12 protein-coding genes and 1 pseudogene are annotated in these 14071 nt (G+C 63.3%); 7 read left to right on the top strand and 6 right to left on the bottom strand.

Annotated features, from left to right (window positions below; translation table 11 throughout):
* The first annotated feature begins 79 nt into the window (after positions 1-79).
* On the top strand, positions 80-829 hold the full coding sequence (locus ACMGGN_RS14770) for a sulfite exporter TauE/SafE family protein (protein WP_414156838.1): 750 nt from the start codon (positions 80-82) through the stop codon (positions 827-829).
* A gap of 22 nt (positions 830-851) precedes the next feature.
* On the opposite strand, the gene ACMGGN_RS14765 is transcribed toward ACMGGN_RS14770, so the two are convergent.
* Complete coding sequence (locus ACMGGN_RS14765) at positions 852-1703, bottom strand: LysR substrate-binding domain-containing protein (RefSeq protein WP_012313384.1); 852 nt, start codon at positions 1701-1703, stop codon at positions 852-854.
* A 96-nt stretch (positions 1704-1799) separates the two neighbouring features.
* Between ACMGGN_RS14765 and ACMGGN_RS14760 the strand changes: the two genes are divergently transcribed.
* The gene (locus ACMGGN_RS14760) at positions 1800-2018 is read left to right on the top strand and encodes a DUF1127 domain-containing protein (RefSeq protein ID WP_251961913.1); all 219 of its coding nucleotides are present in this window, start codon (positions 1800-1802) and stop codon (positions 2016-2018) included.
* Between the two features lie 72 nt (positions 2019-2090).
* Here the strand turns inward: ACMGGN_RS14760 and ACMGGN_RS14755 are convergent, their stop codons facing one another.
* On the bottom strand, positions 2091-3437 hold the full coding sequence (locus ACMGGN_RS14755; RefSeq protein WP_039603334.1) for a class II 3-deoxy-7-phosphoheptulonate synthase: 1347 nt from the start codon (positions 3435-3437) through the stop codon (positions 2091-2093).
* A 118-nt stretch (positions 3438-3555) separates the two neighbouring features.
* Here ACMGGN_RS14755 and ACMGGN_RS14750 point away from each other — a divergent pair, with 118 nt between their 5' ends.
* Positions 3556-4311, top strand: a complete 756-nt coding sequence (locus ACMGGN_RS14750; protein WP_251961912.1) for a spermidine synthase — start codon at positions 3556-3558, stop codon at positions 4309-4311.
* 479 nt (positions 4312-4790) lie between these two features.
* Positions 4791-6504, top strand: a pseudogene (locus tag ACMGGN_RS14745) (DEAD/DEAH box helicase).
* A 112-nt stretch (positions 6505-6616) separates the two neighbouring features.
* Here ACMGGN_RS14745 and ACMGGN_RS14740 read toward each other — a convergent pair.
* Entirely contained in the window at positions 6617-7384 is a 768-nt protein-coding gene (locus tag ACMGGN_RS14740) for a DODA-type extradiol aromatic ring-opening family dioxygenase (protein ID WP_115275590.1), read from the bottom strand.
* Positions 7385-7485: 101 nt separating this feature from the next.
* On the opposite strand from ACMGGN_RS14740, the gene ACMGGN_RS14735 reads away from it, so the two are divergent.
* Positions 7486-8133: a thiopurine S-methyltransferase gene (locus ACMGGN_RS14735; protein ID WP_196914205.1), complete on the top strand. Its 648-nt coding sequence runs from the start codon at positions 7486-7488 to the stop codon at positions 8131-8133.
* 141 nt (positions 8134-8274) lie between these two features.
* On the opposite strand, the gene htpX is transcribed toward ACMGGN_RS14735, so the two are convergent.
* Both htpX and ACMGGN_RS14725 read right to left on the bottom strand, forming a co-directional pair.
* A complete protein-coding gene (gene htpX / locus ACMGGN_RS14730; RefSeq protein ID WP_115275592.1) occupies positions 8275-9162 on the bottom strand; it encodes a protease HtpX in 888 nt (295 codons plus the stop codon).
* Positions 9163-9451: 289 nt separating this feature from the next.
* Positions 9452-10663, bottom strand: a complete 1212-nt coding sequence (locus tag ACMGGN_RS14725) for a pyridoxal phosphate-dependent aminotransferase (protein ID WP_060508805.1) — start codon at positions 10661-10663, stop codon at positions 9452-9454.
* A gap of 168 nt (positions 10664-10831) precedes the next feature.
* Here ACMGGN_RS14725 and msrB point away from each other — a divergent pair, with 168 nt between their 5' ends.
* Together msrB and ACMGGN_RS14715 are read left to right on the top strand one after the other, a co-directional pair.
* Positions 10832-11233: a peptide-methionine (R)-S-oxide reductase MsrB gene (gene msrB, locus ACMGGN_RS14720; protein ID WP_414156063.1), complete on the top strand. Its 402-nt coding sequence runs from the start codon at positions 10832-10834 to the stop codon at positions 11231-11233.
* 2 nt (positions 11234-11235) lie between these two features.
* Positions 11236-11724 carry a glutathione peroxidase gene (locus ACMGGN_RS14715; RefSeq protein WP_414156062.1) on the top strand — a complete coding sequence of 163 codons (489 nt, stop codon included), beginning with the start codon at positions 11236-11238 and terminating at the stop codon, positions 11722-11724.
* Here ACMGGN_RS14715 and ACMGGN_RS14710 read toward each other — a convergent pair.
* Positions 11714-14071 (bottom strand): response regulator, encoded by a 2358-nt coding sequence (locus ACMGGN_RS14710; protein ID WP_237859625.1) that lies wholly within the window; start codon positions 14069-14071, stop codon positions 11714-11716. The two genes, ACMGGN_RS14715 and ACMGGN_RS14710, sit on opposite strands and share 11 nt — an antisense overlap.

The following is a 14071-nucleotide window of genomic DNA, read 5'->3' as shown; positions in this document are numbered from 1 at the left end:
TGTGCGTTGCTGTGCGTTTCCCCGCCAGAGGGTAATCGTTAGCATGCTCGCATTGTTAACGCAGGCGGATGAGGCCCTGATGATCGAGTGGTTGTTGTATATCATGCTGGGCGCAGCCTTGGGCACCATGGGTGGGTTGTTCGGCATTGGCGGCGGGTTGATCGCCATCCCGGCGCTGGGTGTGCTGTTCGGGCTCGATCAGCAATTGGCCCAAGGCACGGCCTTGGTGATGGTGGTGCCGAACGTGCTGCTGGCGCTGTGGCGTTATCACCAGCGCAACCGCATCGAGTTGCGCCATGCCTTGCCGTTGTCGGTGTGCAGCTTGGTGTTCGCCTGGTTGGGCTCGATCTGGGCAGTGGGTGTCGATGCGCAGGCCATGCGCCTGGGCTTCGTCGGCTTTCTGGTGGCGCTGGCCCTGTGGAACGTGGCGCGTCTGTTTATCAAGGCAGCTCCGGCAAGCCCGGAGCTGCGCCATCCCTGGCCCTGGCTGGGAGTGTTGGGCTGCTTCAGTGGAACCATGGGCGGTTTGTTCGGGGTGGGCGGCGCGGTGGTGGCCACGCCGATCCTGACCAGCGTGTTCGGCGCCACGCAGGTGGTGGCGCAAGGGCTGTCGCTGGCGCTGGCGGCGCCGAGCACCATGGTGACCTTGCTGACCTATGGCGTGCACCACAGTGTCGACTGGGGTGTGGGGATACCGTTGGCGGTAGGCGGCCTGCTGAGTATCAGCTGGGGAGTGCGGCTGGCCCATGCGCTGCCGGAAAAGGTGCTGCGCGGCATGTTTTGTGTGTTTTTGGTGGTGTGCGCGGTGATGCTGGGCTTTGAGCTTTAGGGTGTGGCGTATGGCACAGCCATTACTGGAAGCCTTCGATGATGTAGTCAGCCATGCAATCGGTGATCGGTGACTGGCTTTGTGCATTGCGCAGCAGCATCACATTGGCCACCGGCAGCTCTGGCAAGCCGTCCTGCTCGCCCAGGATGCGGATATTGCCGCCAATCAGGCTCTGCAACTGCGCCGTCACTGCCAGCCCCGCCGTGACGATGGCGAAGATCGCCGCCAGGCTCGGGCTGGTGTAGGCGATGCGGTAGTCGATGCCTTGGGCCTCCAGGGCATTGCAGGTCCAGGCGCGGCAGAAGCAGTCGGTGTTGAACAGTGCGAGCGGCATGGGCCGTTGCTCCTGTGGGCAAAAGCTTTCGGCGGCGGCCCACACCAGGCGTTCCTGGCGCAGCAACTGGCCAACCTCGTTGCCGGGCTCGCGGGTGACGATGGTCAGGTCCAGGTCCTGGCGCAGCATCAGGTGTTTCGACGAATCACAGTGCACCTCCACCTGCACCAGCGGGTAGGCCTGGGCGAAACTCGACAGGATGGTCGGCAAGAACCGCATGGCGTAGTCGTCCGGTGTGCCGATGCGCACCAGGCCGACCATGTGCGGCATGCGCAAGGTGTTGAACACTTCGCCATGCAGCTTGAGGATGCGCCGTGCGTAGCCCAGCAGTACCTGGCCCTCGGCGGTCAGGCGCACCTGGCGGCCGTCGCGCTCGAACAGTTGGCGCTGCAGGACGTCTTCCTCCAGGCGTTTCATCTGCATGCTGACGGCCGACTGGGTGCGGTTGACCACTTCGCCGGCGCGGGTGAAGCCACCTTGCTCGGCAATGGCGACAAAGGTGCGCAGCACGTCGGCATCGAGGCTTTGGTAGTGGGACATTGCATCAATCTCCTAGATGCATGGCATAAGAAACATTCGTTGGATTGATCTTAAGGCCGGCGCGAGACTGAAGCCATCAACACGGAGGGCTTCACGATGAAAGGTCATGTCAGCAGCATTCAGCACCCAGCCTTTTCCCTTAGCCACCTGTGGCATGCGGCCTTGCAGCGCCCGGCTCGCTGGTTGGAGCTGTACCGCCAGCGTCGGGACCTGGCCAGTCTCAGCGATGCGACGTTGCAGGATCTGGGGTTGAGCCGGGCAGATATCCAGCAGGAGGCAGAGCGGCCATTCTGGGATGATCCGCTGCGTAAATGAGGGGGGCCGTGATGCGCCGCGGGGGCGGCGCTCGGTCTTGAGAACGCTGAAGGGCTGCGACAGGCAGTTACCTCAACGCCGCACCTGCTTGAGCGTTTCGGCAATCAAAAACGCCAGCTCCAGCGACTGGTCGGCGTTCATGCGGGGGTCGCAGTGAGTATGGTAGCGATCCGACAGCCCATCTTCGGTGATCGGCCGTGCGCCACCGATGCACTCGGTAACGTTCTGCCCGGTCATCTCGATGTGAATGCCGCCCGCATGGCTGCCTTCGGCCTGGTGCACCTGGAAGAACTGCTTCACCTCATCGAGAATCTGCGCGAAGTCACGGGTCTTGTAGCCGCTGCTGGCCTTGATGGTATTGCCGTGCATCGGGTCCGAGCTCCACAGCACCTTGCGCCCCTCGCGCTCGACGGTGCGGATCAGCCCTGGCAGGTGCTCACCGACCTTGCCGGCGCCCATGCGCACGATGAGGTTGAGGCGCCCGGGGTCGTTGGCCGGGTTGAGCGTATCGATCAGGCGGATCAGCTCTTCAGGGTTCATGCTCGGGCCGACCTTGACCCCGATCGGGTTGTGCACCCCGCGCAGGAACTCCACATGTGCGCCATCGAGCTGGCGGGTGCGGTCGCCGATCCACAGCATGTGTGCCGAGCAGTCGTAGTAGTCGCCGGTCAGGCTGTCCTGGCGCACGAAGGCTTCTTCGTAGTTCAGCAGCAGTGCCTCGTGGGCGGTGAAAAAGCTGGTTTCGCGCAATTGCGGGGCGCTGTCCAGGCCGCAGGCGCGCATGAAGGCCAGGGTCTCGTCGATGCGGTTGGCCAACTGGTGGTATTTGTCGGCCAGCGCCGAATTGGCGATGAAGTCCAGGTTCCACTTGTGCACCTGGTGCAGGTCGGCGAAACCGCCCTGGGCGAAGGCGCGCAGCAGGTTGAGGCTGGCGGTGGCCTGGTGGTAGGCCTGCAGCAGGCGGTCCGGGTCCGGTACGCGGCTTTTTTCGTCGAAGCCGATCCCGTTGACGATGTCGCCGCGGTAGGCCGGCAACGTGACGTTGCCGATGGTTTCGTCACCCGATGAGCGTGGCTTGGCGAACTGGCCGGCCATGCGCCCGACCTTGACTACCGGGCAGCCGGCGGCGAAGGTCATGACGATGGCCATCTGCAGCAACACCTTGAAGGTGTCGCGGATCTTCGCCGCCGAGAACTCGGCGAAGCTTTCGGCGCAGTCGCCGCCCTGCAGCAGGAAGGCGCGGCCTTCGGTGACCTCGGCGAACTGCCGGCGCAGCTCGCGCGCTTCCCCGGCGAACACCAGCGGCGGGTAGCTGGCCAAGGTCTGCTCGACCTTGAGCAGATGCGCGGCATCGGGGTAGGTCGGTTGCTGCTGGATCGGCAGGGCACGCCAGCTGTCAGGGCTCCACGGTTGGTTCATCACAGGCTCGGTCTTGTCGGTTATAGGCTGTCTGCCATGGTAACAGTTGGCGCTGAGCTTGTTGCATCGGGGACGTTGGCGGACAATGCGCGTTTTTGCGCGGGCGGGTGGCAGGTTCATGGCGACGGAGCGGGAAGAACGGCTGTTGGCTCGGGTCGAGGATGCCTTTGGGGTCATCAGCGTGTATGAAGTGGATGATTACCGCTTCCTCGAATTTGGCGATGCCATCGAGCAGAGCTGCGTGTTCACGGCCGACCCCAGCTGGCTGGAGTACGACTATACCCGCGCCATGCTGGTCGGTGCGCTGTGCCACGAACAGCCTGAAAGCGCACTGTTTCTTGGCTTGGGCGCCGGCACCCTGACCCAGGCCTGCATGAAGTTCCTGGCGCTGGAAGACATCGAGGCTATCGAGCTGCGCCCGGATGTACCGCGCCTGGCCATGGAGTACCTGGGCCTGGACGACGACCCGCGCCTGTATGTGCGGGTTGGCGATGCCCTTGAGCTGCTGCCCACGGCGGAGAAAACCGACCTGTTGTTCGTCGACCTGTATACCGACCACGGCCCGGGTGTCGGGCATCTGGCCTGGACCTTTCTGGAAAATTGCCAGAAGCAGCTCAACCCCGGTGGCTGGCTGGTGATCAACCAGTGGGCCGGTGATGACGGCAGGCCGCTGGGCGCGGCGCTGTTGCGCGGGTTGTACCACCGGCATTACTGGGAGCTGCCGGTGAAGGAGGGCAATGTGATCCTGCTGGTGCCGGCGGACCTGGAGCAAACGCTGGACCTGGGTGGGCTCAAGTGCAGGGCTGAAGCCTTGGCGCCACAGCTGGGGTACAGCCTGGAGGGGTTGATCAAGGAAATCCGCCCCGCAACGTGAAGGCCTGGCGCGGTCCCCCCCGTAGGAGCGGCCTTGTGTCGCGAAAGGGTGCGAAGCGCCCTCGGGATTTTAGCGTCGCCGCATACATTGCCGGGGCCGCTTTGCGGCCCTTTCGCGACGCAAGGCCGCTCCTACCGGGGCCGCTTTGCGGCCCTTTCGCGACGCAAGGCCGCTCCTACCGGGGCCGTGCCAGGCTTTGAGAGATAATCGTTTCAGCTATCGGCCATTGATGGCCTCGTACTGGCCCCATGCCCGTGAAAATTTTCCACACTTCCCTCTATTAATTCGGGTATAGTACGCGCCGGTCTTTTAGCGGGCCTCAAAATCAGGTGGTGCAAATCCTCCGAGTCCAGCTTCGGCTGCACGTCCGCTAGGCGGACCTTCCCAAGTTTTTCTTTTTCAATCGTTTTCGCAAATCCCCGCCGCCAGAGCTGCCTGGGTGACCATTTGGTCTTTCAAGGCATGTGCAGCTTTGGAGCATGGGTCTTTGCGGATGCACATAGAGGCAGACCCATGACCCAGGAAACCGGCGGATTCGCCGCTCTCGATCTCAATCCGAATATCGTTGCTGCTGTTCTGGCCACCGGCTACGAAGAGCCTTCGGCTATTCAGCATCAATCGATCCCGATCATCCTCGCCGGTCACGACATGATCGGCCAGGCGCAGACTGGCACCGGCAAGACCGCTGCCTTCGCCCTGCCGATCCTCAACAAGATCGACGTGAGCAAGCGCGAACCGCAAGCCCTGATCCTGGCGCCAACCCGTGAGTTGGCGCTGCAAGTAGCCACCGCTTTCGAAACCTACGCCAAGCAGATGCCGGGCGTTAACGTGGTGGCTGTATACGGTGGTGCCCCGATGGGCCCACAGCTGCGTGCCATTCGCAACGGCGCGCAAATCGTCGTGGCCACCCCGGGCCGTCTGTGCGACCACCTGCGTCGCGACGAGAAAGTCCTGTCCACCGTGCAGTACCTGGTGCTGGACGAAGCCGACGAAATGCTGAAGCTGGGCTTCATGGATGACCTCGAAGTGATCTTCGATGCCATCCCGGCCAGCCGTCAGACCGTACTGTTCTCCGCTACCCTGCCGTCGTCGATCCGCTCGATCGCCGAACGTCACCTGCGTGAACCCAAGCACGTCAAGATCCAGAGCAAGACCCAGACCGTCACCGCGATCGACCAGGCTCACCTGATGGTGCACGCCGACCAGAAGATCCCGGCTGTTCTGCGTTTGCTGGAAGTGGAAGAGTTCGACGCGCTGATCGCCTTCGTGCGTACCAAGCAAGCCACCCTGGACCTGGCCGCCGCCCTGGAAGCCAAAGGCTACAAGGCTGCTGCGCTGAACGGCGACATCGCCCAGAACCAGCGTGAGCGCGTCATCGACTCGCTCAAGGATGGCCGCCTGGACATCGTCGTCGCCACTGACGTCGCTGCCCGTGGTCTGGACGTACCGCGCATCACCCACGTGTTCAACGTGGACATGCCGTACGACCCGGAGTCCTACGTGCACCGTATCGGCCGTACCGGCCGTGCCGGTCGCGAAGGCCGTGCACTGCTGCTGGTCACCCCGCGTGAGCGCCGCATGCTGCAGGTCATCGAGCGCGTTACCGGGCAGAAGGTTGCCGAAGCGCGCCTGCCGAACGCTCAGGCCGTGCTGGATGCGCGCATCAAGAAGCTGACCTCGAGCCTGGCGCCGCTGGTGGCCGAAGCAGAAGCCACCCACGGTGAACTGTTCGACCGCCTGACCGACGCCCTGGGTTGCAGCCCGCGTGCCCTGTCTGCAGCACTGCTGCGCAAGGCCACCAATGGCCAGGCGCTGGACCTGGCAGCGGTAGAGCGCGAGCAGCCGCTGGTACCAAGCTTCGCACCGCGCGGTGAGCGCCCGGAGCGTGGTGACCGTGCCGAGCGTAGCGACCGTGGTGAGCGCGAGCGTCGTGCGCCACTGCCGCTGGCCGAAGGCCGCGTGCGTTGCCGTACCGCGCTGGGTGCCCGTGATGGTATCGCCGCCAAGAACCTGCTGGGTGCGATCCTCAACGAAGGTGGCCTGGCCCGTGATGCGATCGGTCGCATCCAGGTGCGTGACAGCTTCAGCCTGGTCGAGCTGCCGGAAGACGGCCTCGAGCGCCTGCTGACCAAGCTCAAGGACACCCGCGTGGCTGGCAAGCAGCTGAAGCTGCGTCGCTACCGCGAAGATTGATCCTGGTGTAATGAAAAAATCCCCGGCTTAGGTCGGGGATTTTTTTTGCCTGCAGTTTTTGGGGCTGCCATGCAGCCCTTCGCGACGCAAGGCCGCTCCTACGGGCGATTCTTCAGTCGAAGCGATAGATGTCCATACCCAGCGCCCCCAGGGTAAACCCTTGGTGCACGATGCCAAATCTGCCCCCGGCCCCAAGGGCAAAGAACAACGGCAAGAAATGCTCATCACTGGGATGGTTACGCAGCGCAAACGGCGCTTGTTGCTTGAAGTCCAGCAGCGCGGCCTGGTCGTCCTCGCTCAGCTTCTCCACCACCCAGTCACGAAACGCCAGTGCCCAGGGCTCGATCACGTCCGGCCCGGCATGCCAGTCCAGCTCGCCCAGGTTATGGGTGATGCTCCCGGACCCTACCAGCAGCACACCCTCGCTGCGCAGCCCGGCCAATGCCTGGCCGACCTTGATTTGCAGCGCCGGCCCCATGTGGCTCGGTAGCGACACCTGAATCAGCGCAATGTTTGCGTCGGGATACATCAACGACATCGGCACCCAGGCCCCATGGTCGAATGGCCGCTGGGCATCCAGGCGAGCCGGCAGGCCGGCGGCGTTCAGCCGCTCGCTGACGTTCGCGGCCAGTTGCGCATGGCCAGGCGCAGGGTACTGGACGGCATACAGCGCTGCAGGAAAGCCGTAGAAGTCATGCCAGGTTTCTGGGTGCGGGTTGCCGGTAACCCGCAGCTCTTGGCTTTCCCAGTGCGCCGAAACCACCACGACCGCCTTCGGGCGTGGCAGGCCATTGGCCAGCCGGGCCAGTGCCGGTCCGCTGGCGCCGGGTTGCAGGGCGAGCATGGGGGAGCCGTGGGAAATGAACAGGCTGGGCAGCATGGTAGGGTCCTGAGGGGTAAGATGCAGTCATCTTCGATCAGTCACCGATCGATATCCAATATAAGATTTTTGCGCAACCGATCTAAAAACCAGGAGGAACTATGGAGCCGGCGTTCTGGCATCGAAAGTGGGCCGATAACCAGATCGGTTTTCACCAGGCTCAAGCCAACCCCTATCTGCAACGCTATTGGCCGGGGCTCGGCCTGGCTGCCGGTAGCCGGGTGCTGGTGCCGCTGTGTGGCAAGAGCCTGGACCTGGCCTGGCTGGCGGGGCAGGGCTATCGCGTGCGGGGTATCGAACTGTCGCGCCGGGCGGTGGAGGATTTTTTCCAGGAGCAGGGGCTGCAGGCGCAGGTCCGGCAACAGGGGGCGTTCGAGGTCTGGTGCAGTGGTGAGGTGGAGCTGTGGTGTGGCGATTTCTTCGCCTTGCGCGCCGAGGATGTGGCCGATTGCGTGGGGCTGTATGACCGGGCTGCCTTGATTGCCCTGCCACCGCAAATGCGTGAGCGTTACATGGGCTTGCTTTCGCGAATGCTGCCTGGGGGTAGTGGGCTTCTGGTGACTTTGGACTACGAGCAGAAACTGTTGGAGGGGCCGCCGTTTTCGGTCGCCGACGAGGAAGTGCGGCGTGGTTTTGCCGGGTGGCAGGTGGAGGAGGTGGAGACGCGAGACGTGATAGGGGAAAGCCCTAAGTTCTTGCAGGCGGGGGTCAAACGCCTGATGGAGCGGGTGTATCGCGTACGGTTCTGATGTGGGTTTGCCGGTGCCGGCCCTATCGCCGGCAAGCCGGCCCACAGATACCCCCGCAGTTCTGAGGATTTGTGGCTTACATGTGCGGGCCGGCTGCATGAGAAAGGGCGACCGAAGTCGCCCTTGCTTGTTGGCAGAGAATCAGCCGCGGCGGCGCAGCGCCTCGATGCGCTCTTCCAGCGGCGGGTGGCTCATCAGCAGGCCGGCCAGGCCGTGCTTGAGGCCGCCATTGATGCCGAAAGCCTTCATGGTGTCGGGCATGTGCACCGGCAGGCCTTGCTCGACGCGCAGGCGCTGCAGGGCGCCGATCATCGCGGCGGTGCCGGCCAGTTGCGCTCCGGCTTCGTCGGCGCGGTATTCGCGGCGGCGCGAGAACCACATGACGATCATGCTGGCGAGGATGCCCAGGACCAGCTCGGCGACGATGGTCGCCACGTAGTAGGCAATACCCTGGCCTTCTTCGTTCTTGAAGATCACCTTGTCGACGAAGTTGCCGATGATGCGGGCGAAGAACATCACGAAGGTGTTCACCACGCCCTGCACCAGCGCCAGGGTGACCATGTCACCGTTGGCCACGTGGCCGATCTCGTGGGCCAGCACGGCGCGCACTTCATCAGGCGAGAAGCGCTCCAGCAGGCCCTGGGACACAGCTACCAAAGCGTCGTTGCGGTTCCAGCCGGTGGCGAAGGCGTTGGCCTCGTAGGCCGGGAAGATACCCACTTCGGGCATCTTGATGCCGGCTTCGCGGGACAGCTCTTCGACCGTCTGCAGCAGCCACTGCTCGTGGCGGGTACGCGGCTGGGAGATGATCTGGGTGCCGGTGCTCATCTTCGCCATCCACTTGGAGATGAACAGCGAAACGAGGGAGCCGGCGAAGCCGAACACGGCGCAGAAGACCAGCAGGCTGCTGAGGTTGAGGTCAACCCCGTTGGCGGCCATGAACCCGTCGAAGCCGAACAGGCTCAGGGTAATGCTTGCAACCAGCACCACCGCAAGGTTGGTGGCTACAAACAACAGAATGCGCATCATGGTTGTTACGTTCTCCTGACGGATGAGTGTGTTGCGTATGCGGGGTATATAAGGGGCCGGACGCGCTGATTCAATCGGGGGACTATTTCAAACTGTGTACGGCGGAGTATGGCAGAGGATCTGGCGGGGGCTGTGAGCTAGAGCGTTGCAGGATGTAAGAAAGGTTATGTGGGGTTGTAGGGGGCTGCTTTGCAGCCCAATCGCCGGCAAGCCCCCCACAGGTACACCACAGTTCTGAGGACCTGTGCTGTTTTTGTGGGAGCCGGCTTGCCGGCGATGAGGCCGGTACTTACTGCGAATACGTGCGCAGGAAGTTGCCAATCCGGCCAATCGCCGCTTCCAGGTCATCCACCCGCGGCAAGGTCACCACGCGGAAGTGGTCCGGCCACGGCCAGTTGAACGCCGTGCCCTGGACGATCAGCAGTTTTTCCGACAGCAGCAGGTCCAGCGCGAACTTCTCGTCGTTGAGGATCGGGCAGACTTTAGGGTCGATCCGCGGGAAGGCATACAGCGCACCCATCGGCTTGACGCAGCTCACCCCAGGGATGTCATTGAGCAGCTCATAGGTGCGGTTGCGCTGCTCCAGCAGCCGGCCTGGGGGCAGCACCAGGTCATTGATGCTCTGATAGCCGCCCAGCGCAGTCTGGATGGCGTGCTGGGCCGGCACGTTGGCGCACAGGCGCATGTTGGCCAGCATGTCGATGCCTTCGATGTAGCTCTGGGCGTGGTGCTTGGGCCCGGAGATGATCAGCCAGCCGGAGCGGAAGCCCGCCACCCGGTACGACTTGGACAGGCCGTTGAAGGTCAGGCACAGCAGGTCCGGGGCCAGCGACGCGGTGCTGATGTGCACGGCCTCGTCATAGAGGATCTTGTCGTAGATCTCGTCGGAGAACACCACCAGGTTGTGCTGGCGTGCCAGCTCCAGCATGCCCAGCAGCAACGCTTTGGAGTAGACGGCGCCGGTCGGGTTGTTCGGGTTGATGATGACCAGGGCCTTGGTGTTCGGGGTGATCTTGGCCTTGATGTCTTCAAGGTCAGGGAACCAGTCGGCCTGCTCGTCGCACAGGTAATGCACCGGCTTGCCGCCTGCCAGGCTCACCGCGGCGGTCCACAGCGGGTAGTCGGGGGCCGGGATCAGCACTTCGTCGCCGTTGTTGAGCAGTGCCTGCATCGACATGACGATCAGCTCGGACACACCATTGCCCAGGTAGATGTCCTCGATGGTGACGCCTTCGATTTCCTTCTGCTGGCAGTACTGCATCACCGCCTTGCGCGCGCTGAACAGGCCTTTGGAGTCGCTGTAGCCTTGGGCGGTGGGCAGGTTGCGGATCACATCCTGGAGGATTTCGTCCGGCGCTTCGAAGCCAAACGGCGCCGGGTTGCCGATGTTCAGCTTGAGGATGCGGTGGCCTTCCTCTTCCAGGCGTTTGGCGTGCTTGAGCACCGGGCCGCGAATGTCGTAGCAGACATTGGCGAGCTTGTTCGATTTGCTGAACTGCATGATGTGATCCCGATTGAGAATACGCGGTGCGCCGCCGTCGAAAGGTTTGAAAGGGCGGGGCGCGGGTGCCAGACTTGAGGCCTTGCACACGAAGCCAACTAATATACGTGCCACCCGCGCTACGGAAAAGACGGCGCGAGGTGAAATTCAGCCTGCCGAGGTCCCTACATGCAAAAGATCGACAAAACCCTTGAACAATGGCGTGCGATGCTCGACCCGGAGCAGTACCAGGTGTGCCGCCTCAAAGGTACCGAGCGGCCGTTTACCGGCAAGTACAACAGCGAAAAGCGTGCGGGTACCTACCATTGCATCTGCTGCGACCTGCCGCTGTTCGATTCGAACACGAAATTCGACTCTGGCTGTGGCTGGCCGAGTTTTTACGCGCCGATCGAAGGCAGCGCGATGATCGAGACGCGCGACACCTCCCACGGCATGATCCGCACCGAGGTGACCTGCGCGCAATGTGACGCCCACCTGGGCCATGTGTTCCCCGACGGCCCGCCACCGACCGGCCTGCGTTACTGCATCAACTCGGTGTGCCTGGACTTCAAACCGCGTGACGGAGCCTGACCATGGCTGAATCGATGCTGGACATCCCCTGCGTGACCTTGGCCGGTGAGCGCAAGGTGCTGGGCGACTTTGCAGGCAAGGCGCTGCTGGTGGTCAATACCGCCAGCCAGTGCGGCTTCACCCCGCAGTACAAGGGGCTGGAGCACCTGTGGCAGCTTTACCGCGAGCGTGGCCTGGTGGTGCTGGGTTTCCCGTGCAACCAGTTCGGCAAGCAGGAGCCGGGGGAGGCGCGGGAGATCGCGCAGTTCTGCGAGCGTAATTTCGGCGTCAGTTTCCCGCTGTTTCGCAAGGTGGAGGTCAACGGCCCTGGGGCCCACCCGCTGTTCGTCGAGCTCAAACAGCGTGCCCCGGGCCTGCTCGGGTCGCAGAAGATCAAGTGGAACTTCACCAAGTTTCTGCTCGACCCGGCCAGCGGCAAGGTCACGCGTTACGCGCCAACCACCAAGCCGCAGGCACTGGAGGCCGATATCGAGCGCATGCTCAGCCGCTGAGCGGCACCCAGTGGTCGATCAGCGCCAGTAGTTCTTCACGCCGGAACGGCTTGGCCAGGTAGTCGTTCATGCCCGCCGCCCGGCAGCGCTCGCGCTCTTCGGGCATGGCGTTGGCGGTCAGGGCAACGATCGGCAGTGCTGGCCAGCGGCCGCTCTGGCGGATGCGTCGGCTGGCCTCGTAGCCGTCCATCACCGGCATGTTGCAGTCCATCAACACCAGGTCGAAGTCTTCCTGCTCGAGCCATTCCAGCGCCTCGACGCCCTGGGTGGCCACTTGCACCAGGCAGCCGAGCTTGGCCAGCATGCCCTTGGCCACCAGTTGGTTCACCGGGTTGTCCTCCACCAGCAGAATGCGCGCCCGGCCGTCGGTGGCGGTGAGTGCGGGGATGGCCAGCGGGTGTTCGGGTGCATGGCCCTGCAGGGTGCGGCGCAGTGTCTGATACAAGGCATTGCGTGCCAATGGGCGGGCCAGCTGATGCAACGGGGCCAGTTGCGCTGCCTGTTCTGGCGACAGGAAATTGCCGTAGGCCGTCACCAGCAGGATCGGTGCTGTCAGCGCAGGGCGCAGCTGGAACAAGTGGTCCAGGTCGTCGGTGATCAACAGGTCGATGGTCCCACCCGCCAGTGCCAGGGCACTGTCATGCCTTGAGTAGCTCAGGCCCCAGCGCGGCAGCACGTCCTGCAGCAGTTCGCCAAGGCCGCTGGCGGCGTTGCTCAGCGCCACCACGCGGCCCTCCAGGGGCGCAGGTGCAATGGCCTCGGTGTGGGTGGTCAGCGGTAATTCGGCGCTGAAGCAGCTGCCCAAACCTGGTTCGGAGCGGATGTGCAGGTGGCCCTGCATGGCTTTGCACAGGTTGCGGGTCAGTGCCAGGCCCAGGCCCGTGCCGCCGTATTGGCGGGTAATGCCGGCGCCGGCCTGTGTGAACGGCTGGAAGATGCGTGCCTGTGCATCTTCGGCAATGCCGATGCCGGTGTCGCGCACTGCCAGGCGCACGCCGCCGACGATGGTGGTCAGGCACACGTCGACGCGGCCGAACCGGGTGAACTTGAGGGCATTGGACAGCAAATTGCTCACTACCTGGCGTACCCGGGTCGGGTCGCCCAGTACCGAACTTGGAAAGTCACTGGCGATCAGGCAAGTCAGCTCGACGCTTTGCGCGGCGTTCTGCGATAACAGGTTGGCGGTGTCCTCCACCATCGCGCCCAGGTCGAAGGGGATGCGTTCGAGTTCAAGCTGCCCGGCATCGAACTTGGACAGGTCGAGAATATCGTTAAGCAGTTCCACCAGCACCTTGCCCGAGTCGTGGGCAATCGACAGCTGCTGGCGCTGCTCACTCTCCAGCGGGCTGTCCAGGGCCAGGGCGATCATGCCGAGCATGCCGTTGAGCGGGGTGCGAATTTCATGGCTCATGTTGGCCAGGAACGCCGCTCGGGCCTGGGCCATGTCCAGGGCGCGCTGACGGGCTTGCTCCAGCTCCTGGTTGGACTGGCTGAGGCGGCTGTTGCTGGCCTTGAGCTCTTCGGTGCGGGCCGAAACGATGTCTTCCAGCTCGTTGAGGTACTGGGTCAGGCGGTTTTCGGCGGTGCGCCGTTGCTGGATTTCTGTAGCCATGCTGACCAGTTGCTGGTTGGCGACCTTTACCAGCACGCCGATTTCATCGAGTTCGTGGCCGGGAGGGCAATCAAGGCGGGTTTGCCCGGGGTGGCGGGGGTCGCGGCCGCTGAGTGCGCCGATCACTTTCACCAAGGGTTTGGTCAGCATCATGTAGAACAGTGCCAGGAGGATGCCGGTGAGCACCAGGCTGCGGGCAAAGCCGTTGAGCAGCGTGACCCCGGCGCGGTCCAGGAAGCGGCTGCCGAAGGCGAAGGTGTCGACGTCCAGGTACAGCGTGCCGAGGTACTCTTCGGGCATATGGGTAAGGAACAGGCGCTCCTGGAACTGGCGCTGTTCGCCGAACAGAAAATCGCTCAACGGCCGGTAGCTGTCCTGCAGCCGGACGCGTTGTACATCGGCCAGTACGGTTTCGTTGTTGTCGATCAAGCGCGCGCGGAACACGGCCGGTGACTGCAGCAGGCCCCGGGTCAGTTCCAGGGCCAGTTCCGAGTCGATGTTATAGGCGATGCGCGAGGCCGGGTTGTGGCTGATTTGCAGCAATGCTTGCACTTCACGGTTGATGGATGCGTCTTCGCTGGCATAATCGATGCCGATCTGGATGAGACTGAGCAATGTTCCCAGGATGAAGCCGACCAGGACTGTCAACCGGGCTTGCTTGTATGACAGGCGATTGGTGAACTTGATATCCATGAGCCCCGAGCCGGTTTCACGTCCCTTGCGCTGCGCAAGCAT

The sequence above is a fragment of the Pseudomonas sp. BNK-30 genome, assembly GCF_047456185.1.
Classification (GTDB): domain Bacteria; phylum Pseudomonadota; class Gammaproteobacteria; order Pseudomonadales; family Pseudomonadaceae; genus Aquipseudomonas; species Aquipseudomonas putida_E.
This window is presented reverse-complemented; position numbering and strand designations above follow the sequence as displayed.

Coding starts and splice junctions, on each gene's coding strand:
- ACMGGN_RS14715 (WP_414156062.1), top strand. CDS start 11,236: ATGGCTGAATCGATGCTGGACATCCCCTGCGTGACCTTGGCCGGTGAG.
- ACMGGN_RS14765 (WP_012313384.1), bottom strand. CDS start 1,703: ATGTCCCACTACCAAAGCCTCGATGCCGACGTGCTGCGCACCTTTGTC.
- ACMGGN_RS14750 (WP_251961912.1), top strand. CDS start 3,556: ATGGCGACGGAGCGGGAAGAACGGCTGTTGGCTCGGGTCGAGGATGCC.
- ACMGGN_RS14760 (WP_251961913.1), top strand. CDS start 1,800: ATGAAAGGTCATGTCAGCAGCATTCAGCACCCAGCCTTTTCCCTTAGC.
- ACMGGN_RS14710 (WP_237859625.1), bottom strand. CDS start 14,071: ATGCTTGCGCAGCGCAAGGGACGTGAAACCGGCTCGGGGCTCATGGAT.
- ACMGGN_RS14740 (WP_115275590.1), bottom strand. CDS start 7,384: ATGCTGCCCAGCCTGTTCATTTCCCACGGCTCCCCCATGCTCGCCCTG.
- htpX (WP_115275592.1), bottom strand. CDS start 9,162: ATGATGCGCATTCTGTTGTTTGTAGCCACCAACCTTGCGGTGGTGCTG.
- ACMGGN_RS14755 (WP_039603334.1), bottom strand. CDS start 3,437: ATGAACCAACCGTGGAGCCCTGACAGCTGGCGTGCCCTGCCGATCCAG.
- msrB (WP_414156063.1), top strand. CDS start 10,832: ATGCAAAAGATCGACAAAACCCTTGAACAATGGCGTGCGATGCTCGAC.
- ACMGGN_RS14735 (WP_196914205.1), top strand. CDS start 7,486: ATGGAGCCGGCGTTCTGGCATCGAAAGTGGGCCGATAACCAGATCGGT.
- ACMGGN_RS14725 (WP_060508805.1), bottom strand. CDS start 10,663: ATGCAGTTCAGCAAATCGAACAAGCTCGCCAATGTCTGCTACGACATT.
- ACMGGN_RS14770 (WP_414156838.1), top strand. CDS start 80: ATGATCGAGTGGTTGTTGTATATCATGCTGGGCGCAGCCTTGGGCACC.